The sequence below is a fragment of the Amycolatopsis sp. WAC 04169 genome, assembly GCF_003947535.1.
GTDB classification, from domain to species: Bacteria; Actinomycetota; Actinomycetes; order Mycobacteriales; family Pseudonocardiaceae; genus Amycolatopsis; species Amycolatopsis keratiniphila.
Map to the genome: position 1 here is coordinate 56,997 of NZ_QHJI01000021.1, position 22,940 is coordinate 79,936.

10 protein-coding genes and 1 pseudogene are annotated in these 22,940 nt (G+C 67.9%); 8 read left to right on the plus strand and 3 right to left on the minus strand.

Annotated features, from left to right (window positions below; genetic code table 11):
• Window positions 1-53: 53 nt before the first annotated feature.
• Entirely contained in the window at window positions 54-1,205 is a 1,152-nt protein-coding gene (locus tag DMC61_RS40245; protein WP_125695673.1) for an IS481 family transposase, read from the minus strand.
• A gap of 274 nt (window positions 1,206-1,479) precedes the next feature.
• Between DMC61_RS40245 and DMC61_RS40250 the strand changes: the two genes are divergently transcribed.
• From DMC61_RS40250 to DMC61_RS40260, 3 genes are all read left to right on the plus strand, one after another.
• Window positions 1,480-1,731 carry a hypothetical protein gene (locus DMC61_RS40250; RefSeq protein WP_125695674.1) on the plus strand — a complete coding sequence of 84 codons (252 nt, stop codon included), beginning with the start codon at window positions 1,480-1,482 and terminating at the stop codon, window positions 1,729-1,731.
• A 244-nt stretch (window positions 1,732-1,975) separates the two neighbouring features.
• Window positions 1,976-10,735, plus strand: coding sequence for a hypothetical protein (locus tag DMC61_RS40255; protein WP_125695675.1), 8,760 nt, complete (start codon window positions 1,976-1,978; stop codon window positions 10,733-10,735).
• A gap of 109 nt (window positions 10,736-10,844) precedes the next feature.
• Complete coding sequence (locus tag DMC61_RS40260; RefSeq protein WP_125695676.1) at window positions 10,845-12,293, plus strand: cytochrome P450; 1,449 nt, start codon at window positions 10,845-10,847, stop codon at window positions 12,291-12,293.
• A 203-nt stretch (window positions 12,294-12,496) separates the two neighbouring features.
• On the opposite strand, the gene DMC61_RS40265 is transcribed toward DMC61_RS40260, so the two are convergent.
• Window positions 12,497-15,958 (minus strand): thioesterase domain-containing protein, encoded by a 3,462-nt coding sequence (locus DMC61_RS40265; protein WP_125695677.1) that lies wholly within the window; start codon window positions 15,956-15,958, stop codon window positions 12,497-12,499.
• Window positions 15,955-17,691, minus strand: coding sequence for a fatty acyl-AMP ligase (locus DMC61_RS40270; protein WP_158634177.1), 1,737 nt, complete (start codon window positions 17,689-17,691; stop codon window positions 15,955-15,957). The genes DMC61_RS40265 and DMC61_RS40270 overlap by 4 nt, the downstream gene beginning before the upstream one ends.
• 283 nt (window positions 17,692-17,974) lie before the next feature.
• Here DMC61_RS40270 and DMC61_RS40275 point away from each other — a divergent pair, with 283 nt between their 5' ends.
• The 5 genes and pseudogenes from DMC61_RS40275 to DMC61_RS40295 all read left to right on the plus strand — a co-directional run.
• Window positions 17,975-18,913, plus strand: a complete 939-nt coding sequence (locus tag DMC61_RS40275) for a 1-phosphofructokinase family hexose kinase (protein WP_125695679.1) — start codon at window positions 17,975-17,977, stop codon at window positions 18,911-18,913.
• Window positions 18,914-18,975: 62 nt separating this feature from the next.
• Entirely contained in the window at window positions 18,976-20,253 is a 1,278-nt protein-coding gene (locus DMC61_RS40280; RefSeq protein ID WP_125695680.1) for a bifunctional 2-polyprenyl-6-hydroxyphenol methylase/3-demethylubiquinol 3-O-methyltransferase UbiG, read from the plus strand.
• Between the two features lie 9 nt (window positions 20,254-20,262).
• The gene (locus tag DMC61_RS40285) at window positions 20,263-21,459 is read left to right on the plus strand and encodes an ROK family protein (RefSeq protein WP_125695681.1); all 1,197 of its coding nucleotides are present in this window, start codon (window positions 20,263-20,265) and stop codon (window positions 21,457-21,459) included.
• Between the two features lie 213 nt (window positions 21,460-21,672).
• Window positions 21,673-22,641, plus strand: coding sequence for an ABC transporter substrate-binding protein (locus DMC61_RS40290; RefSeq protein WP_125695682.1), 969 nt, complete (start codon window positions 21,673-21,675; stop codon window positions 22,639-22,641).
• Between the two features lie 134 nt (window positions 22,642-22,775).
• Window positions 22,776-22,940, plus strand: a pseudogene (locus DMC61_RS40295) (NCS2 family permease); the annotation flags it as partial.

Consider the following 22,940-nt stretch of genomic DNA (forward strand, 5'->3'; position numbering starts at 1 on the left):
GAGTGTCGTTAGAACGACATGTGCTGTTTCAGGACCTCACGGACAGATGTGTTTCAGGACTTGTCGGACAGTTTGGTGTTGAGTGGTTGGTAGCGTACTGCTCGGTTGAGGGTGAGCTGGCGGGCGATGGTGTCGCCGATCATGATGGTGACACGGTCGCCTTGCCAGAACACGGTGGCTGTGTGTCCGGTCCAGTTTCGGCCCAGGACGATGGAGCAGCCGGAGAAGGCGATGACGCCGGTGGCTGAGACGGTGCGTTGAGTGCGGCCGCTGGGGGTGTTGCGGCCGGTGGCGGGGGTGGCTTTGGGGCTGGCGTCGTAGCGTTGCCGTGGGGTGTGGCCGTCGAGGCTTTGGTGGCGCCGGTGGTTGTTGTAGATGTGGCGGTAGTCCTCGAGTAGCTGTTGCAGGACGGCAAGGTTCTCGGCAGGAGGGCGTGCGGCGAGCCATTTCCTCAGGGTTCGGTGGACACGTTCGTTCTTGCCGCAGGTTTGCGGGCGATAGGGCCTGGACGCGATGGCGGTAACGCCGTGTTCGGCGAGGTGACGTTCGAGTTCGACCATCTGCCCTCGGTGTTTTCCGGAGAAAGCTAATCCGTTGTCGGACAACACTTTGACCGGTAGACCGTGGCCGGCGAAGGCCTGTTGCAGCGCTGCCCATGTGTCGGTGCCGTTCTCGCTGGCGGCGGCGTAGGAGCCGACGTCGAGGCGGGAGTGGTCGTCGAGGATCTGGACGATGCAGACCTTCTGGCCGTCGGCCAGGTAGTACTCCATGCCATCGATCTGCCAGCACCCGTTCGGATCGGAGTACTCGAACCGGCGCCTCGTGCGGGGTCTCTTGCGGGGCTCCGGTTCGATCTGGCCGTGCTCGCACAGGATCCGGTAGATCGCCGACTTCGACGGCACCGGCGCGAACCCCGCCTTCTCCAGCCGCCAGCGGATCGAGATCGGCCCGTTGTCCCAGCCCTCGTCCGCGAGTTCCTTGCGGGCCCGCAGCACCGCCTCGGCCACCTCCGCGCCTAATGCGGTGGGACGGTGGCGCGGGGCGGTGCTGCGGCGGATGAACCCGTTCGCCGCCTCGCTCCGCACCCGGGCCACATACCGATAGAACGTGTCCCGGGAAACCCCGTGCTCACGGCAGAACTGCGACACGTTGACCTTCTCGCCCACGGCTGCCCGAGCGACCGCGGCGACGAACTCAGGATCCATCGAAAACCCTGTACTGCCCATCGCCGCATGATCACCACAAACACCCTGGTCACCACACCGACAGGCCGATCAGTGTCCGTGAGGTCCTGAAACATCAACTGTCCGACATGTCCTGAACTCAGACATGTCGTTAGAACGACACTCACCACTCACGACCCACTCGGGTGCTCCTCCTTCGTGAGTGAAAGCCCTCCAAGAAGCGTGCGGGGCATAAAGTCTCCTATAGTGTGACCGGCGCTTTTGGCATGCTTCCGCCGAAATATCCTGGTCGAGTGTGCTCATTGACGATATCGGAGTGGTGATGGTCAAGAAATCTCTTGGTGTTGTTCTGCTCGCCTTTTCGGCGTTGGTCGTGACGGCTCCCGGTAGTTCTGCCGAGGATCTGGTCCACCGCGGGAAGTTCGCCAATTACGCAGCTGCTGAAGGATTCTGCGTGATGGGGAAGTGGGCAGGTGTGTTCGAGAGCTGCACCTATGTGAAATATCGACCGTCCAGCGAGGTCATTGATCTTTTCACCAATCGCTGACCAGTTTTGTCGGACAGCGGCGATCATGCGCGAGTAGAACATCGCCGGGCGAGATGCGCGCGTGTCCGCTAGAGGTGGCGTGGTCGGTGCGGGGGTCGTGAGTGGCAAAGAGGGTTAGAACCCGAATCGCCACTCACGACCCCCGCGCCCGCCACGCCACTTTCGGCTGGGGTCTCGATGGTGACTCGAAGGTTGCGAAAGTGGCTTTCGCAACCTCTGTTTCGGAGAAGGGAGGTGAGAGTGAATGGCCGGTGGTTCGGTGAAGCTGCCCCCGGAGTTGCAGAAGTTCTTTCTGGTGACGTTGGGGATGTCGTGGCCTGAGGGCGATGATGTGGCGTTGTCGGCGTTGGAGCGGGCGTGGCGTGAGTTCGAGGTGGCCGTGCGGGACTATCAGGCTGCGTTGCGGGCGAATGGTGCCGGGGTGGATGCGGCGCTGGCGGGGCAGACTGGGGAGTTTTTCGCTTCGTATCTGGGGCGGGATGTGGTTTCAGGTGTGGAGGCGTTGGGGGAGGCGTCGGGCAGTCTGGCGGGGATGGCGAAGACGGCCGCGGCTGATGTGGTGAAGGCCAAGGTGATGATGGTCGCGATGGCGGCGATGGCGTTGGCGACGATCGTGCATTTGCTGGCGACGTTGATTTTCGCGTTCATGGCCGGTGCGGCGATTTTGACGGCGCGGGCGGCGTTGATGGCGGTGTGGCGTGCGCTGGTGGCGAAGATGCGGGCGCTGGCCGGATTGAGTCTGACGAAGGAACTGGGGGTTCAGGTCGCGAAGGGGGTCGGCAGGGCTTTGGTCCCGGTGGCGGGGTTCGCGGCGGTGGGTGCGGGGATCATGGGGGGTTTGGATCTGTCGATCCAGCTTGGCCAGATCGCGGCGGGCAAACGGGCGGAGCTGGACGGGAAGTCGTTGCTGGGCACCTTCGTCGGTGGTGCGCTGGGGGGAGCGTTCGCGGGGATCTTCCACGCGGGTGCGGTGTGGTTGCGGGGTGTGGCGTTGGAGGGGGCGGGTCAGGCGGCGGGCAAGGTCGCCGCGGAGGCGGCGGAGGACGTGGTGGCGAAGGTGGCGGCGAAGGAGGCCGCGGACGCCGTGGATGATGCGGTCCCGGGTGGGGTGACGAGTAAGACGAGTGGGGAGAAGGGGCCGGAGGCCACGGCTGGCGGGGAAAAGGCGGTCGAGGCGCCGAAGCGGGTGGTCCCGGGGTCCGTGGAGGCGTTGGGGCACTTGTCGTATGGGGCGGGTCAGGTCGGGGTGGTGTTCATCACCGCTCCGGTGATCAACGCCGCGACGGGGTCTCCGCACGCGAGTCCGTGGCTGGGGATGTTGGGGGCGTTGTCTGGTTTCGGTGGTGGTCGTAGTGGCTCATCGGGCAGGGGCGCGGGGTCCTTGGACGCGGTGATGACGGCGCTGGATCATTTGCCGAGCGCGCCGCAGCTGAAGATCCCGGCAGCCGACTTCAAGACCGACGGGCTTACCACCGGGGAAGGACTCTTCCTCGAACCGCCACCGTCCTATGCGGACACGATCGCCGCCGGCCCTCGGGCAGCCGACCTGGCAACCCACCCAGTGCCCGCCCGACCACTCGGTGCCCTCTTCGCGCCCATCGACACCACTTCGGGCGAAGCGGGGATGCAACTGGACCGGCACAGCGAGGCAAGCCCGATCACCACGGCGCTGGAGGAATCTCCCGCCACCGCTGTCGCGCCGATCGCGGGCGAGCGAACGTCGATTTCCGCCCCCCTGCCGTTGGCACCCGGAGTCGGTATCGCTTTCGTCGATCCGGCGTACCTCGGCAACGTGACCAAAGCTTTCGCCGGTCACGCGCCTGGTGTACTCCCCATCGCCGTACACCATCGGGATGGCTCGGTGATCCTCCCCGATTCCAGTGGGCGTCCGGTTCCGCGGGACTACGGCCGGTTCGCCGGCGAACTCGCCGGCCTCGCTTCGTGGGGCGAGATCTCGAAGATCGAGCTGTACGCCTGCAACGTGACTCCGGAAAACGTCGCCGGGCTCAACACCGCTCTGCGGACCGTTCCCGCGCTCGCGCACGTCACGCTGACTCCGCACCGGGTGAACGACCGCGTCCACATCCTCCCCGACGGCAGCGACCTTTCCGGTGACGTGCCCGATCTTCCGCCGGGGACGCTCACGCTCGCTCCCGGCACGCCTCCGCCGCTGGACGTGCTCACCTGGCGGCCGCCCCTGTCCGCCGCGGCGGGACCCCAAGATCTGAACGGGTACATCGCGCAGCGCGGTATCGTCAGCCCCCGGAATTTCGACGCGGTACTGCGCAACGGCGGGCTTCCCCCTGAACTCTGGACGGTCGTGCGTGACGAGGTCGTCGCCGACACCGGGCCGCCACCGTTGAGCTGGGTGCGCTCCTGGGCCGAGGGGATGGAATCCGCTTCGGGGGCACTGGGACTCCACTACCGTCCGTCGGATGTCGCGAGAGCCTCGGGCGCCTTGCTCAACGAGCACGAGATCGCGCAGACCTGGGGACGCGCGCGGGTGACCTTCGAGTCCGCTCTCGACGTCCGTGGCGGACTCGACCAGGCGGATTCCCTGGCGGTCCGATCGATGATCGAAGGGTTCGTCGACGCCGCGGTGCAGGCGCGCCCGAACATGTTGCCTCAGGTCCAGGCCGCGGTCTTCGTCGGGCCGGATTCCACGACGGGCCTTGCGGAACTCGGCAGACTCGTCGAGTGGAGCGTCAGGTCCCGGCTGGGAGAGTATCCGGCGGACGTGGTGACGCCGTCCGCCGACGTGCTTCTGACGCGGGTAGCGGTCTCCGCCCTCACCCGGCCGGTGGCCGACGGGAGGATCGGCGTGGTGCAGGTCCGGGTCGACGGTCAACGTGGCCTTTCCGGCCTGTATGGGCCGCGGGCCTACGCCTCTCCCCAGAACTTGCTTCCGGCGGAACTTTCGGCCGAACTCGCCAGCGCGCGAGCGGGTCTCCCGACCGTCGGAGACACCCCGGCGCTCGCGGAGGCGCGGGCGATCATGAACCGGTATCACCAGCCTCCCCGGGTCTTCGTCGAGCGGGAACCGTCGCGCCTGCACCAGGCCCACGGTGAGCGGCACGAGGCCGCCACCCTTCTGGTCGCCTGGGAACTGTTCAACTACTTCGATCAGGTGGCGGCGGAAAGCCGGGCTCGGCAGCTGGTCGACTTCGTCGGCTGGCCCCGGCAGAGCGGGATTCTGGGCGGTTCGGTGTCCATACCGGAACCGGCGCCGGTGGAAGCAGGGCCGTCTTCGGCCGAGCCTGCCCTGGTCGCGGCCAACATGTACGGCGAAGAGAACCTGATCGCGCTGCTCCCCGACGACGTGGACCCGGCGGTGCCGAGGACGGCCTGGCGCAACTCTAGCGTGCACTCGATGCGGTACATCCTGCGAGAGTCCGGTCACGGGGACACCGACCCGGCCCGGCCCGCCGAAACGGCCGAGCTCGCCCGGTGGGCACGGGTCACCGGCGACCGCCGGCCGACGCCACTGGTTCTGGCGCTGTGGCAGCGGGATTCCGCTTTCCGGGTGGGCCGCGAGTACCTCGATCCGGCCGAAACGGTCCGGTACCTCCAGAAAAGCGCGGTCTTCCAGCGGTTCCAGAGCGAGTCGCCACGTCCTCCGCTCGTGCTGCTGGTGGACGGAGAGGCGAGCGAGCTCGCCGCCGAGTTCCTCGATGCGCTCAGCGCTAAAATGGGACCTGTTCACGCGTTCCTCTATCAAGGCCCCTCGCACTTCGAACCGGAAGGCACGATCAGGGTTCCGAGGGAGGCCGAGTTCACCGAGACCTTCGGCGTCCGGCTCGACGACGTCCACTACGCCAACGAAGGTATCGCTTTCTCGTTCTTCGAAACAGGGCGCCAGACCGAAGTGGACGGTGCCGGGGAAGTGGCCGCCGCGGCCATCATGGAATGGGGCGCCACCCACGACGGTCCTTTTCCCACGGTGGTGGTGTTGCCCGGCGACGACACCATGGTGCCGATCGGTCTGCGGAGGGGCGAGGTCCGCGTCCCCGCCGGGGGCGAGGAAATCGCGCGACTGTATCTCGAGGAAGAGGGGACGCGAGAGGAGCTGGCGGCGGATCCGGACTGGCCGATCCTGCTGGTGGCCGATTTCCCGCACGGGGAAGCCCGGCCCGGTGACGTCCGGTTCGACTTCAGCGCGGCGTTGGCACGTGAGGGTTTCTTCAACCCGGTGTACGCGACGACCCGTCACGCGCCGGAGGCCGGACGGGTCTTCCCGCTCGTGTCGGGGTTGTACGCGGACCGTATCGAGTTGGACTTCGTCGCGCAGCCGGACGAGGAACCCACGGTGGTCTTCGTGCGCCACGAGGGGGACGACACGGCTTTGGACGCGGTGCGTTCGTGGGTCGAACACGAGGACGCGGCAGGGGTGCGTTCGGTCAAGGGACCGGACGGCGAGGACGTTCCGTTGCCCTGGAACAACGCTCTGCCGATCTTCGTCAAGCCTGACGCGGACGGCCGGGTCCACCTGGTGCGCTCCGATGGCCGCCCCGCGACGGGCGGCCTCGGGGCCGCGCTCCGGGACAGCGGGGGAGTGCGCTCGGCTCTCGGCTCCTTCGCCGATGGCCGGGCGCCGCATCTGGAGCGGACACCACTGCTGGTTCCGCTGGCGGGGAGCATCACCGGGCTCGGAGAGTTCGCCCGCGTCTTGGCCGATGGCGGCTACTTGCGCGCGATCTACGCGGCCCGTGGCCCGGTGGTCCTGAACGACGACGGGACGATCACCCTCACCGAAGCGGGGTTCGACCATGTCCCAGCGGTGCCGCCGGACCTGGCGAAGGTGGTCAGCTTCCCGCTGGCGAACGCCCGACTGGGTGTCCACGGTCAGTTCTTCCCCCGGGACGCCACCGACATGCTCGTCCAGTGGCGAGTGGGTGCGAGTGCCGGACCTGTGTCGGGGCAGCTTTATTTCTCCGGCTCATCGCCCGGGAAGCAGCGCATCGATGCCTACCTCGCTCCGGGCGGTGAACCGAGCTGGCGCACCGTCGTGCACGGCAACCCGAGGTGGATCGAAGTGGCGTTGTCCACTGGCCGTCCGTTCGAGCTGGGAGATCGGATCGCTCTCGAAGGCGATGCGGCCGGCGCCGCGCTCTTCGGATCGGCCGTGTACCGGATGGCCCAGCCCGATCCCCACCGGCCGTACTGGATGCTGGCCTGCGAAAGCGCCGCGAACACGAAGCTCACCCGTGCCATCGAGTCGAGATGGGGGACCGGTCCCGTGCTCGGCCTCACCGAGACCGCCAGCTTCCGCTGGACCGGCGACGCCGTCCATGTGAACGATGGGGGTCATCTGACCGCGGTGAACCGGCCGCACCTGAGGAACCCCGATCTCGGGCAGCTGGCGACCGGGCACATCGGTCCTCAGCGGATCGAGTGGCGCGATGGGGCCGATCTCGGCGCCGACGTCCTCGAGCTGTCGCGGCGGGCCGCACGGGCTTCGGCCTGGCGGCTGGCCAACGGTGGCGAGCCCGCGGAGATCCGGATCGTGGTGCGAGGCGGGGACGAAGCGGACGGCCTCGCCTGGGGTGAGCGACTCGCGGCCGACCTCCGTGCCGCCGCGGACGAAGAGGCCGCCTCGCTGACGAGCCACTATCGCCTTCCGGACGTGCGTGAGCGTTCGCCGGAGACCGTGGTCGCGTTCGAGGACGGCGGACAGCGCCCGATGGTGGCCGATGTGGAAGTAATCCTGCCTGAGGGGGACTTCGGCGCGGACGCGCTGAACCCGAGATACCTGGACGGGATGGAGACGGCGTTCGCCGCGCTGACCCCGGCGGCTCGCGGCGTCCCCGGCACCGTCGCCGTCCTGGAGCTGCCACGCGGTCTCGGTGTCGCTTTCGTCGATCCGGCTCATACCGGCAACGTGACCAAGGCTTTCGCGGCGCACGAGGCGGGTGTGCTCCCGGTGGCCGTCCATCATCGGGACGGTCGTTGGGTTCTTCCCGAAGGCCGGGCGACCTCTCGGCAGTTCGCCGACGCCCTCGTGGCCCTTCCGGCGAGTCGCGTCACCTGGCCCGAGATCACCCGCTTGCGGCTGTACGCCTGCTACCTGACGCCGGGAATCGTCACCGGGCTCCAGGCCGCGATGAGAGAGATACCGGCGCTTGAGCACGTGACGGTTTCCGCCGCCTACTCGGGCGTGCGGGTTCATCTTCTTCCCGAGGGGGACGTCGTCACCGGCGCTGTGCGGGACCTGCCGAAGGGGACCCTCACCTTGGCTGGGGCTTCCGGATCGAAGCCCTCGCGATCGGCCAGGGCTGCCCTGTCGTCTTTCTCGACCGGGTTACGTCAAGTTTTGACGCGTCGTCCCGGGCGTGATCGCACGGCCGCGGACGATCCGGCCGAGTCCTGGCCGCGCTGGCCCGACGAGATACCCCCGTTCACGCGGCCCCAGGACGAGGTGGTGCCGTCCGACGTCCTCGCCTTCCGTCCACCCCAGGACCTTCGAGCGAGGCCGTCGACGCTCTACGAGTATGTGCTGCAACGAGGTCTCGCCGGCGAGGGCCGGGTCGGCGCCCTCATGGATTCCTACCTCGCCGACCGCGTCGAAAGCCCGTTGCCGGCGGAACTGTGGACGATGGTGGCGGACGAGGTCCGCCGTGACCCGATCCCGGCGCACTGGGTGCGTTCCTGGTCCGAGAAATATCCGGTCACGAGCACGCGGACGGCCGCGGAGGACTCGGGACTCCTGCTGAACGAGACGGAAGTCGAGCTGGGCTGGGGCGTCGCCCGGACCGGTCACGCCACCTGGCTCACCCGTGCTTTCGACCTTTCACCGATCCCGCGAATGCTCGCGGGGTTCGTCGACGCCGCGGTGCAGGCACCTCCGGACGACCTGCCTCGGGTGGCTGGCCGGGTTTTCGTGGACGCCGGTTCTTCGTGGGAGGTGGCCGAACTCCGAGCGCTGGTGCGGTCGAGCATCGAGTCCCGACTCGCGGAGTACCCGCCAGGGTCGGTGACGGTTCCCGTGGAGCGGCTGCTCGGCAGGCTCGCGATCACCGCGGTCACCCGGCCGCAGGGAGACCCCTTGGTCGGGGTCGTGCAGGTCCGGGTGGACGGACAGCGTTCACTGTCGGGTCTGTACGGTCCGGGTGCCTACTTCGACCCCGACAATCCTTCGCACCGCCACGCGGATTACTCGGTGGAGCAACAAGAGCGAGTCCGCGCGGAACTCGCCCGTCTGCGACCGGACGACCCGGCGTTCACCGAGGCGCGGGGACTGATGGATCGGCTCTACGAACCTCCGCGGGACTTCGCCGGACAAGAACCCCCGTTGCTGCATCGGTTGCACCGCAGGCGCTACGAGGTCGTCCTCGACAAGATCGCGATGCAACTGGCCCGAGCCCAGCGTTCGGCCCCCCGCCAGCACTACGTCGCCATGTCTCGGCAACATCTTCACGACTATATGGATTTCGTGGGCTGGCCGCGGATGAGTGCGATCTTGGGCGGCGCACGGGCGATGTTCGCTCCGTCCGGTGCCGGCGGCGAAGTCGCGGCCTTGCCGTTGCGGCACAACGCCGGGATCGCTTTCGTCGAGCCGCGTTATGCCACCAATGTCGCGTTGACGTTCGCTAGACACCCCCTTAACACCATGCCGGTGGCCGTCCATCATCGGCAGGGGCGATGGGTTCTTCCCGACGCCGACGGCACGCCTGTCCCGCATGATCACGGGCAGTTCGCCGGCGTGCTCGCGAATCTGCCCGCCGGTCTCATCTCCTGGGGAGGTATTTCGTGGATCGAACTGCTCGCTTGCGATCTCCGCGACGAGGACGTCACCGGTCTCAACGACGCCTTGCGTGCTGTGCCGGCTTTGTCTCACATCACCGCCACGGCGGTGTGGACGGAGACCCGGATCCACCTCGTAGCCGATGGCCGCGCCCTGCGCGGCGAGTATGCGGACCTACCGCCCGGGACCCTCACGCTCACGCCCGCGGATTCTTCGGGAACGTCGTCCTCGGACGCGGGGACTCCGCCCGCGGGCGTGCTCGCCTGGCGGCCGGGAGGACCGGACCGGACGCTGAACGACCTGACCCGAAGGCTCAGCATCGCCAACGAAACCAACTTCTCCAGATTCATGCAGCCTGGCCGGTTCGGCTCCTTGGCCCCCGAGCTCTGGCGGCTCATCCAGGAACAGGTGGCGGCGGACGCCAGCCCGACGCCGCGCAGCTGGGCGCGGTCGTGGATCGAGACCATGGATTCGGTGAGATCCCCCGAGGGCGACGTGTACCGAAGCGAGGACCTGGCGGCGACTTCGGGAATCCTGAACGAATGGGAAGTCGATCAGGCGCGCGGAAGGGCCCGGGTCACCTTCGAGGGCAGGCTGGGTGACAACGGAGAACTCGGCCGGGACGACGTGGCTTCGATCGAGCTGATGGTGGACGGATTCGTCGACGCCGCGGTCCAGGCGAGCCCGGACACGCTGCCGGTGATCCTGGGCACCGTTTTCGCGGAGCCAGGCGCGACGACCATGCTGCGGTCGCTCGTGGAGGCGCAGATCAGATTCCGGTTCTCGCAATACCCGGACGGCGTGGTGGCGACATCGCTGGAGCGGATGCTGACCCGCGTGTCGTTTTCCCTGCGCACACCCCCGGCGGGTGACGAGCGGAGGGGGAAGGTGGAAGTGCGGGTGGACGGGCAACGGGAGATCTCCGGTCTTTACGGTCCCGGCGCCTTCTCCGATCCTGAGGATCCGCTGCCCCTGCATCGCGAAGAGCTCGAAGAGGCGCGGCGCGAACTCGCCGACGTGGACCGGAAAGGCCCGGTGTTCCTCGACGCCCGGCGGATCATGAACCGGTTCCACCAGCCGCCCAAGGAGTTCGACGGCGAGGAGCCGCGGATCCAGCAAGCCCACCGGGAACGGCATCAGGCGGCCACCGACCTGGTCGCGTGGGATCTGACGAAGTCGCCACAACGGTACATCGACGACAATGTCCGGCTCGCGACGCAGCGCGCTCAGGCGTTGGTCGGCCCGGTGGGCTGGCCACGGTAAGGGAACGCGTTCGTGAGGGAGACCCCTCCACCTGGAACGGGGTATTGGCAACCCGCCATCAGTGATGCGACGGTCGGGGGCAGCAGATCTCGCCAGGGAGATGGTCATCATGACGAGCGCCCTCGAAAAGGTCACCGGAGCGGTGCGCCAACGGGTTTCTTCGCTCACGTCGGTCCCGCTGCCGCGATCGGTCGACGAACGGTGGCTCGGCGCGACGTGGCCGGTCCGGGAACTGGCTCCCGCGCCGCCGGGCCTCAAACCGGTCCTCGGTGACGACGGCGCGCCCGTCCTCGGGCATACGCTCGACTTCATGCGTTTCGGCACGGACTTCACCCTCAAACGCTACGAAACCTACGGCCCGGTGTCGTGGATGGGCGTGTTCGGCCGCCGGATGGTCGTGCTCTCCGGTCCCGAGGCGACCCAGATCGCGTTGGTGAACAAGGACAAGGCGTTCTCTTCGCAGGACGGCTGGAAGTTCTTCATCGAGCGGTTCTTCGACCGCGGCCTGATGCTGCTCGACTTCGGCGAGCACCATCTGCACCGCCGGATCATGCAGGCGGCGTTCACCCGGGACCGGCTCGCCGGCTACCTCGGGCAGATGGGGCCGACCTTGCGCGAGGGCGTCGCGGCCTGGTCGGATCGAGCGAACCCGCGGATCTATTGGTCCCTCAAGCAACTCACCCTCGACGTCGCCACCAGGGTGTTCATGGGCATGCGGTCGGGTGACGACGCGGACGCGATCAACCGCGCCTTCGTGAAGGCGGTGCGCGCGGGAACGGCTGTCATCCGCTTCCCGGTGCCGGGTGGCCGCTGGGCGGCGGGTCTGCAGGGCAGGAAGGTGCTCGAAAGCTACTTCCGCGCGAACCTGCCGTCGAAACGCTCGAGTGACGGCGAGGATCTCTTCTCGGCCCTGTGTTCCGCGACCACGGACGACGGTGAGCGGTTCACCGACACCGACGTCGTGAACCACATGATCTTCCTGATGATGGCCGCGCACGAGACCGCGACCATCGCGGCCACGTCCGTCGTATACAACCTCGCGAAGAACCCCGAGTGGCAGGAACGCGCGCGCCAGGAGTCGCTCGCGCTCGGCGACGAGATGCCGGACATCGACGCGCTGGAGTCCCTGACGGCGTTGGATCTCGTACTCAAGGAGTCCCTGCGCCTGAACGCCCCGTCGCCCTCCTCCGCACGGATGACGGTGAAGGACACCGAAGTCCTCGGACATTTCATCCCTGCGGGAACGCTGGTCAACGTCACCCCCACCGTCAACCACTTCGTGCCGGAATGCTGGACCGATCCGATGCGCTTCGACCCGGAGCGTTTCAACGAGCAGCGGCGTGAGGACAAGTCGCACCGCTACGCGTGGCTTCCCTTCGGCGGCGGCGCGCACAAGTGCATCGGCCTGCATTTCGCGACCTTCGAGGTGAAGGCGCTGCTGCACGAGATGCTGCGGGCGTATCGCTGGACCGTGCCGCCGGTGTACAAGGCGCGCTGGGACTACACGTCCTTGCCCATTCCCGCGGACGGGATGCCGATCCGGCTCGAACGGCGCTGACGCCGGGGCCCGCCGCGTGCTCGCGCCGTGTCGCGAAAGCCACTTTCAGGACGTCTGGTGTCCCGAAAGTGGCTTTCGCGACACCCGATGCCGCCGGAGCTGCTGGGTCGGGGCGGTCGTGATGCGAAAGCCACTTTCGCAACCTTCAACGTTGCGAAAGTGGCTTTCGCAACGTCTGCGGAGGCTGGCGCGCGAAGTTCGCGTCACCTGTCGAGATCGGCGAGAAGTGCGCTCCTGACCTGATCGACATGCGGCGGGATGAACATGCTGAAGTGGTTGCCGCTCACGGGAAACACCCGGACCCCCGCGGTTTCGACGTGCTCCCAGCCGTTCGCGGGGGCGTCCAGATGCAGCTTCAGCCCGAAGTGCGACGAGGGCATCGGCGCGAATCCGTCGGCGGTCTTCAGCACGCGCAAGGTCAAGTCCGAAGGAGGGAAGGCGTAGGTCGCGTAAGCGCGGATCGAGCTGAGCTGGACCTCCACGATCGAGGCCAGGTGTTCTTCGTAACGGGCCGGATCGGTGGCACCGAGTGCGCGAGCGACCGCGTCCCGCTGCCCGGACAGCGGTGCGTTCAGGTCCACTCCGCAATCACAGGCCCCGACGGCGACACAGGACATGTGGCGGACCACGGCCTGGTCGCGCAGCGCCCCGGCGATGTCGTCCTCCGGAACGGCCTGCCCGGCGACGGCCACGAACGTGTCCAACAGGGCCACCGGAGCGACTTCCGCCCCTGCCGCGCGAAGCTGCCGTCCGACCTCATAGGCGACGACACCACCGAAGGAATGGCCGCCGATCCGATATGGCCCCTCGGGAACCAGTGCCCGGATCCGGTCGGTGATCGCTTCGGCGATCTCTTCGACGTCGTCGGTGGCGGCGCCGTCGCCGTCGAGCCTGCCCGGGATCTCGAAGGGGAACAAGGGGTTCTCCGGGCCCAGCGCGGCGGCGAGCGGACGGAAGTAGGTGCCCGCCGCGCCGATGCCGCCCACGCAGAAGAACGGGCGCACGCCGGGTGCGAAGTTCTGTCGTACCGCGACCTGCCACCGTTCCAGTTCGGACGGTGTTTCGTCTTCGGCGAGGTAACTCGACACGGCGTCGATGGTGGGCAACTGGAGGAACAGGGTGTGCGGGACCCGGAAGCCGAGATACGCCGACAGTCCCGACATGAGGCCGGCCAGGGCGAGGGAGTCGAAGGCGAATCCCGAAAGAGGGGCCCGTGGGTCGGGCTCGGCGGTGCCGGTGGCCGCGGAGACCGCCTGGACCAGCCAGGTTCGGATCTCGGCGGAGGTCCGGGTGACGGTCTTCGCGGGCGCGTCCGGGGCGTCGGGAGCGTCCGGGCCGGCGAACCGGCGCCGGACCAGGTCCAGCGCGTGGCTCATCGCGCATTCCACCGATTCGAAGCCCAGGAGGCCGCCGGTGAAGTACGTGTGGTTCTCACCCTGCCGTGCTTCGAGGTCCTCCAGGATCCCGGACCGCACGTCCGCGCTCCTGAAATGCGGCATGAGCGACCAATCCCGGTGCAGCAACGGCCGCAGGTCGTGGCCACCGTATCCGGCGAGGTCGGCTTCGAGCTGCTTGCCGGTGTCCTCGCCGACATAGGAGTAGCACGTGTAGACGTCGCTTCCGGGATACCGGTGCTGGAAGCCGATGCAGTGCCCGCGATCGGCGGAGCCGTCCGCGAATTCGCCCAGCAGGTAGAACGCGTCCCTGGGCAGCCCGGAGACGGCCGCCACCGTCGTCCGGTAACGCTGGTAGCGCGTCCGGTCCGCCCACTCCCGCTCGTGTGCCGAGGCGTCGAGCGCCGCGGTGATCCGGTCCGGTGGGACGGCGATGATCAGGTCGTCCGCGACGATGGTGCCGCGGTCGGTGTGGACGAGTACCGCGCCGGTCTCGGTGTCGCGACGCTCGACGGAAACGACGTTCGTGGCGACCCGGACATCTCGCAGTTCCGCCGCGACCCGTTCCCACAGGGTCCCGAATCCGCCCTTGATGGTGAATCGCGCGTCGAGGGTCTCGGCCGTGGGCACGGTGTCCGAGATCAGTCCGGTCGTCTCGACGTACTTGACGAAGTACAGCGCGGGAAGGTCGTCGTCGGGGAAACCGTAGCCGGCGCAGGTGTATCCCAGCCCGAACGTGGTGTACATCGACCGGAGATCGTTTTCGGCCAGCCATTCCGACAGCGGGGCCGACAACGCGGCCGCGGAGTGTGCCAGACCGGGCTCGCCGATCCGGGGGAACCGTTCCGCCCTCAGCCGCTCGTAGCGTTCGACCGAGCCGTCGGTGAAGAAGCGCATGTCGGTGGTGGTCCGTCCCGACCGGCCGGTGCTCAGCACCCGCTCGGCCGGGGTGGGTTCCGTAGCGACACTGAGTTCCGCCGCGAGCGCGGCCAGCCGCCGGTACCGGCCGGTGCAGATATGCGCGCCCAGATCGTGCGGATGCCCGTCGAACTCCACGGACGCGGCCTTGCCCGCGACGTGATCGGCGGATTCGAGCACGATGGCGCGGTGCCCGGCGCGCTCCAGTTCGCGGGCGGCGGTGAGGCCGCTCGGGCCCGCCCCGATGACACAGACCGTCCTCGTCGACGGCACGGCGCCGCGCCGGGGCGGCCGCAGCAGTTCGGCGAGTTCCGGTGGCATCGGCTTGCCCAGGCGCGCGAACGAGGTCATGCGGTACATCAGCGCACGCAGATGGCCGAGCGACGCGGTGGTGTGCGGTGAGCGGCTCAGGGTGATCCCGAGCCCGGCCGGGGCGAGTGCCGGATCGAAGGCCAGCGCGTCGGTTTCCTCAGTGGACAGTGATCGGTCGAAGTGGATTTCGGCAAGGTCGGTCCACTGGGGTGTGCCGGGCCACGGCTTGGTCGCGTCGAGCGCGGCTTGGAACCTGGCGACGTCGGAGTCCACGGGATGCAGACTGATCTGGAGGACGCAATCGACGCCGCCGGTGTCCAGCCGCGCCCGGAGTTCGTCCCTGAGCCCGGTGGCCGAGCCGGTTTCCCCGGCGGGGCGGCCGACGGCCTCCGGCGGAGTGGGCGGCCACCAGAGGTCGCCGTGATCGAACCGGCCGTGCCGCACCGGTTCCCGCGCCGGGATCACCCGGTACCGGGCCAGCCACGGCGTACCGTCCGCGGCGACGAAGATCCGGGGTGCCTGGCTGTACAGTTCGTAGGCCGCGTAGGAGGTCGCCACCCGCTCGGTGTCCCACAGCGCCGTGCGCAGATGTGGAAGACGGCGTAGAACCTCGTCGCGCTGCTCCGCCGAACCTGCGGTGAGCTGCCGGAAGGTGTGGGCGTCATGGGCGAAGAAGTGCTCACCGGTGTTGAACGTCAGATCGAGCAGACCGCTCTGGGGCGACGCCGGGTCGAGCAACCGGAGCGAGAGGCCGCGCACCGAGACTTCGTGATCGTCCTCGCCCTGGGAGTTGCTGTACCGGCCGAGAACGGGGAAGACCTGCCCCGGCCGGAAGAAGTCCTGGGCGGGGAAGGCCTGCTCGGTGACGAAACGGAGGTGGCCACGAGCGCCTGTCGAGGCCGGATGGAGGAACCGGGCCCGGTGGCGCGCCGAGTAGGCGACCAGCCCGGAGAGGTCGATGAGGACCTGACGGAAATCGTCGTCGATGTCGTACAGACGAGGGTCTCCGGGGCCGGAGGACAGCACGAAACCGGGATTCACATCGCCTCCTGAAGCTCGTGACCGGGAGAGTGGAAGACATGCAGTACTTCATCCGATCCGGACAGTGAACCGTCCGAAAAGGACCTTCCGGCCACCTGGCGCCTCAGCTTGCCACTGGAGGTCTTGGCGGCCAGACCGGGACGGCCGATCAACAGGGTGTCGACGGTGATTCCGTGGTCTGAGCCGACACAGGTGCGCACGTCCTCCCAGATACTCCGTGCGTCCTCCGCGCCGAGCCGGTCGGCGCGGGTCTCGACGAGTACCACGACCTTGCTCCCCGTGTCTTCGTCAACCGAAAAGACCATCGTGCCGCCGGGACGCAACAAGGGATTGCAGTCCCGGACGGTGTCTTCGACGTCTCCGGGGTACACGTTGCGGCCGCGGATGATCATCAGGTCCTTGATCCGGCCGGTCACGTAGAGTTCGCCGTCCAGCAGGAAGCCGAGATCACCGGTCCGGAGCCAGCCGCGCGGGTCGTCTGCTCCGGCGAGCCGGGCGTGGAAGGTCTCGGCGGTCAGCTCCGGCCGCCCCCAGTAGCCGGCCGTGGTCGTCGTGGACCGCACCCAGACCTCCCCGACCCGCTCGGCCGCGCACGGCAGGCGGGTGCTCGGGTCGACGATCCTGATCTCGTCGCCCGCCTTGCTGGAACGACCACAGCCACGGAGGATCGTCGCTCGACTGGTCTCGGCAGTGCTCACGACCTGTCCGCGGGCCAGCGCGTCTTTGTCGACCAGTGCCCGTCCTTGTCCGCGATTGGTGACACTGGCGGTGTTCTCGGCGAGGCCGTACGCGGCGAAGAACACGTCGTCACGAAGCCCGGCTTCGGCGAACGCCGCCGTGAACTCGCGCGCCGTCTGGTCACGGACCGGTTCGGCCGCACAGATCGCCATCTCCAGCCGGCTCAGGTCCCAGCCGGCGCGCTGCGCCGCGGTCGTCTTCCGGACGGCGAGGTCGTAGGCGAAGTTGGGCGCGGAGGTGATCGTCGCGCCGACCCGGGACATGACGGCGAACCAGACGGCGGGATCACGCAGGAAGGTCACGGGCGACATCAGGTGGGTGGCCGAATTGCCGCACACCGTGCTGAGGATGACGTTGATCAGTCCCATGTCGTGGTACTGCGGGATCCAGAACACGCCGCGGGTCGCGTCGTTCAGCCGCAGATCGGTCACGTTCGCCGCGAGTTCGTGCGCGATGTTCCCGTGGGTCACCACGACACCCTTGGGCGTGCCGGTGGAGCCCGAGGTGTACTGCAGGAACGCGGGCTCGTCCGGCGAAACGGGCTCGTGCGGGGGAACCGTCCCCGCGTCCCCGCGGAACCGCCGATCGGTGCGGTACCAGGTCAGTTCCGGGAGATTCGTCGTGCTCCGGCCGAAGAAGCCGGCCACGGCGGCGATCTTGCGGGCCCGGTCGTAGGTCGCGTTCGTCAGCGCGAACCGGGCTCCGCAGTCCGCCACGATCTTCGCGAAGGTGTCCATCGAACGGCCGGGGCGCGTCGGGTCGGGCGGGTAGACGGGGACCGGCACGACACCGGCGGCCAGGCAGCCGGTGAAGGCGGCGATGAAGTCCAGGCCTGGCGGATACACCAGCACCGCCCGGTCACCGGCTCGCAGACCCCAGCCGCGAAGAGCCGTCGCGATCTTGTCCGTCGCCTCGCCGAGGCCTCCGGCGGTCAGTGCGCCCGCATCCCGGCCGTTGTCGTCTACCCAGGTGAAAAGCAGCCTCGCAGGATCCACCGAACACAGCCTGCGTAAGGCTCCGAGCACCGTCGGTGAACTGGGAGAAGTCATGGCTGATCGTGCGCCTCCGGCGCACCGGAAAAGAAGAGCACTCCTGCCGGAGAGTCTTTCCGGCCAAGAATACTGCCCGGTATTCCGATGGCCGCGCTCGAATGACGAGCTGCACCTAAGGGCATAAAGGCTATCCGCGGACGTCCGCCTTTTCCTCTCGGCGTTGAAAAAGAGGATGGCGCTGGACAGGCTGATCCACGGCCTGTGACGGCCTGATGGAGGATACGGAATGTTCGTGGTCTTGGCGGCCGATCCGAGCGTCGATCGGGTGATCGAGGTGGATCGGCTCGAACGGGGCGTCCTGCACTGGGCTTCCGCCGGAACGGTGCGCCCCTGTGGCAGGGGCGTCCACTTGGCACGGGCGTTGGCCGGCAACGGTTTCGGCGCGCGCGTGGTGGTCCCCGCGGGCGGGCCCGACGGTGACAACCTGGTCAGTCTGCTCCGCGCCGAGGACATCGAAGTGATCAGGGTCCGCACCGAAGCGGCCGTGCGGCGGAACATTCGCCTCGTGGAGCCGGACGCCACGGTGACGAGGGTGAACGAGATCGGCCCGCGCCTGTCCGGCAACGAAGTGCGCGTTCTCTGCGACGCGCTGGTGAAACACGTGGACGACGCGCGATGGGTGGTGCTGGCGGGACGGACACCCCGCGGCATGGACCCCGAAACGCTCGCCGAAGTGGTCGCCCGGCTGACCGGTGCCGGGGTCAAGGTCACCGTCGACAGCAGCGGCTCGGCCCTGGTGGAGGCGGTGAAGGCGGGCCCGGCACTGGTCAAGCTGAACCTCGAAGAGCTCGAAAGCGCGACCTCTCGCCAGCTGACCACTTTCGCCGACGTCGCCGACGCGGCCCAGCAACTGCGCTCGCTGGGAGCGGGTGCCGTGCTGGCCGGGTTCGGCGCCAAGGGCGCGGTGCTGGTCGAAGACACCGGGACGTGGCGCGCCAAGGCGACGCCCGCCAGGCCGGTGAGCACGATCGGTGCCGGGGACGCCCTGCTCGCCGGGTTCCTGTCGGCCGGAGCCGAGGGGATCGAGGCACTCGGCGCGGCGGTGCGCTGGGCCGCCGCCGCGGTTTCCCTGCCTGGCAGCGTGATGCCGGGCCCCGTCGACATCGAAGCTCGTGAACGCGACGTGGACGCCAGCTCCGAGTGGGACGAAAAAGTACGCGGTTGAGCGTCCGGAACTCCGACCGCTGGCCTCACTCCGGCGGGGAATGTGAACGAGGGAAGCTTGTGTTGGACAACGCCATCTGTTCGGCCGTCAGGGAACACGCCTGGGTGGGAATGGTCCGGCGGGCACCGTCGGGAGTGCTCGAAGTCCGGCCGGCGAGCGACGCGCTGGCCTTCGGCGGCGCGTCGTGGGCACTGACCGGCGAGTATCTGAGCAATTGGGCGGACCTGTACGAATGGGCGTTCAAATCGGCCGAACTCGACGCGGCGGGATCCGATTTCATCGGGCTGACCACGGCCACCACACCGTTGCCGGACAAGGATGTCCGTGACTGGATCAAGCACACCGTCGCGCTGGTGCGGGAGTCGAAGCCTCGCCGCGTGGTGGATCTCGGCTGCGGCACCGGGTTGCTGCTCCGGCACCTGCACGACGGGATCGAGTCCTATGTCGGGATCGATCCGACGAGGTTCGCGGTGGACCGTATCCGCGAGGCGCGGCTGCCCGGCGTGCGCGCGGTCCTCGGCGGAGCCCACGATCTGTTCTCGCACAAGGTGAAGCGGGCGATCGCCGAAACCATGGGCGAGGGGGGCAGGCCGGACTGCGTGGTGTTGAACAACGTCGTGCAATGCTTTCCGGGTACTGAGTATCTGGCCTCCGTGCTCCGCGACGCGATCGAACTGGTCGAATCCGGTGGCCGGGTCATCCTCGGAGATCTGCGGAATCTGGCTCTGGCAGAAGAATATCGCCGGTGGCTGGAGGCGGGCGCGGACAGCGGGCCGGGGTTGTTCCGGGACGAGGAGGAACTCTTCGTCGACCCGAACCTGATCGGGTTGCTCGCCGCTTCGGTCGATCGTCCGGTCAAGGTCTCCATCCGGGCGAAGACCATGCCGGGGGACAACGAGTTCACCAGGTTCCGCTACGACGTGGTGATCCACGTCGATCCCGGGCAGAAACCGCCGCGCCCCGTGGAGGTTCCTTGGCGGAAGCTCACCGGCGACCGGCTGGCGACGTTGTCGAAGCTTGCGGGCGAGGGACCGCTCGCGGTCACCGAGATCCCGAACGCGCGCACCGCGAGCGCGGGCGGAGTGTCGTCGGGCGCGTTGAGCGCCGCCATCGAGGGCACCGGCCTGGTGGCCACGTTGTCGCTCGACGACCCGGCGCTCCTGGAAGTCCGGCCGGCCGGCGGTGCGGAGCCGAAGCTGGACGCCGAACCGCTCGAAGACGATTCGCTCGAGAGGTTCGTCGCCCGTCGCCTGCCGGAACTCTTGCGCAGTCACCTGGCCGAGAACTTCCCCGGCGTGAGGCTGCCGGAAATCGTCGTCAGGAAAGCCTCGGTTTCGTAGGGCTGTTCCTTGGCTCCCGCGAAGGGATCCGGACGGGCGCCGTCGATGCGCGGCGACTCCGCCCGGATGCTGCGACGACACAACGAATCCCTCATTCTTTCGGCGCTGTATCACGACGGCCCGATGAGCCGAGTGGAGCTGGGGCCCCTGACCGGACTGGGGCCCGCCGCGATTTCCCAGCTGGTGGCGGGTCTGCGGCGGAGCCGGCTGGTCCGTGAAGCGGGCCAAGTGGTCTCCAGCGGGGGCCGGCCGAGGGTTATGCTCGAGATCGACCCCGACTTCGGTTACCTGGCGGGAGTGGACCTGACCGGTGACTGGGTCGCCTGGGGATTGTTCGACCTGACGATGCGCCCGGTCGACATGCTGCGGCGGAAACTCCGAAGTGGGTTCACGGACGTCGGAGGGCTGGCCGGCGAACTGACCTCGGGGCTTCGTGAGCTGCTGAGCTCGGCCGATGTCCGCGAGCCCGACTTGCTGGGGATGGGAATCGGGCTGCCGAAGACGGTGACCGCGCCCGCTTTGGTGGAAGAGTGGTCGCCGGACCGGCTGAAGTCCCTGACAGGGCTCGAGATTCCGGTGTTCGTCGGCCGAGGGGTGACCAACCAGGCCTTGGCGGAGAGCCGGTTCGGGGCGGCGCGCGGCTCCGAACGCGTGATCGTGGTGGAGATAGGCGCGGGCGCCGATGCCGCGCTCGTCGTCGACGGGCACGTGGAACGGATCTGCGAATGGGGTCACACGACCATCGACTTCGGTGGACGGCCGTGCCACTGCGGATCACGAGGCTGCGTCGAGGCCTACCTCGGCGCGAGCGGCATTCTCCAGCGGTATCACGAATCGTGCGGGCTTCGGCCACCGTCCCGCGCGAAGGAAAGTGCCAAGCTGAGCGCGCTTCTGCGGTCCACCGCGAAATCCGGTCCGGCGGCGGCCCTGGTGCGGGAGACCGTCGGCTACCTCGGCGCGGCGATCGGGAACCTGATCTCCGTGTTCACGCCGTCCAAGGTGATCCTCACCGGCTGGGCCGGTCTGTTGCTGGGAAAGCGTTTCATGACCGACATCCGGAAGGCCGTCGCCAGGTACACGCCACAGCACGCGTATCGGCACACCTCCGTCGAGATCGGCGGCGCCGGGCCGAGGGCGGCGATGATCGGCGCGGCCGCCCTGACGGTCGAGGCCCTGCTCGCCCGCGGTGAAGATCCGTCCGTCTGATCACGCGCGGCGTCCGTCTGGACACGTCCGGCGTCCCTTCATGGCAGAACGACGATCACCCGGAACCGAGCTGCCCGACGATCCTCGCCCGCGCGGCCATCCTTCGGGCACGCATGCTGGACGAACGACTGTTTGTCCTCGTGACGGCGCTGGAAACGTCCTCCGATCGGGTTACCGTCCGATTCCGGGCGAGCCTCGCGAAGGGGAAAAGAATTGTTCGAGCATCTCGGGAAACGGGCCGTCGCGGTCGCGGTCACCATCCTGCTTCTGGTGACTTCGCTGAGTGGTTGCAGCGCTTTCTCCGAATCGGCGGCGCCCGCCCCGGAGAAAGCCAAGATCACGGTGTCCGCCCTGCCGACCATCGACCTGGCACCCCTGTGGCTGGCGCAGGAGGGTGGCTATTTCGAGGCCGAGGGACTCCAGGTCGCGCTGAAACCGGCGAACAGCGGCCAGCCCCCTTACGAGGAGATGAACAGCGGCAAGGTCGACATGGTCCTGTCGAGCTATGTCCCGTTCATCCTCAGCGGTAGCACGCGGACGCAGAACATCAGGCTCGTCGCCGACGGTTCGTCGCTGGACAAGTACAGCAGCGCGATCGTCACCGTGCCGGGCTCCCCGGTCCAGCGGGTCGTCGACCTGCCCGGCAAACGGATCGCGGTCGTGGGGAACAACACGGTGGCGCATCTGCTGACCCGTTCGGTGATGGTTGACCACGGCGTCGACGACGACGGGGTCGACTGGGTGACGATGCGGCTGGAGGACGTGGCCGCGGCCCTGAACGAAAAGCGTGTCGACGCGGCTTATCTGCCCGAGCCGTTTCTCACCCAGGCGGTCCTTTCCTCACGAGTCACGATCGTCGCCAGCCTCTCCTCCGGCGCGTCCGTCAACTTCCCGCTGACCGGTTACGCCGCCACCGCCGACTGGGTGTCGGCCAATCCGAACACCCTCGCGGCTTTTCGGCGGGCGCTGGCCGCGGCGAGCCGCGACATCGCCGATCGGTCGAAGTTCGAACCGATCGTGGTGAACCATCTGAAGGTGTCCACCGACGCCGCGGCCCTGATGTCCCTTCCCACGTTCAGTTCCGTGGTCAATCCCCAGCGGCTTCAGCGGGTATCGGACCTCTTGCAGGCCATGCAGGTGACGCCCGAGCGATTCGACGTCAACACGATCATCGCGCGGTGACCCGTTCCGGTTGCCCTATTCGACTTGATTCTTTTGGACGAACACTCCGCTCGGCCGTTCGGGTCGCTGATCATTTTCTAACATCGTCTCTTCCGTGATGAAGCACTCACGGAACCCGACGAAAGCAGGGGACGATGGTCAAGGCACAGAACCGAAAGGGTGACCGTCCGGTGTCCACACTGGACCGGTTCTTCAAGATCAGCGAGCGCGGCTCGACACCGGGGCGGGAGATCCGCGGCGGGATCGTCACCTTCTTCACGATGGCCTACATCGTGGTGCTGAACCCGCTGATCCTCGGC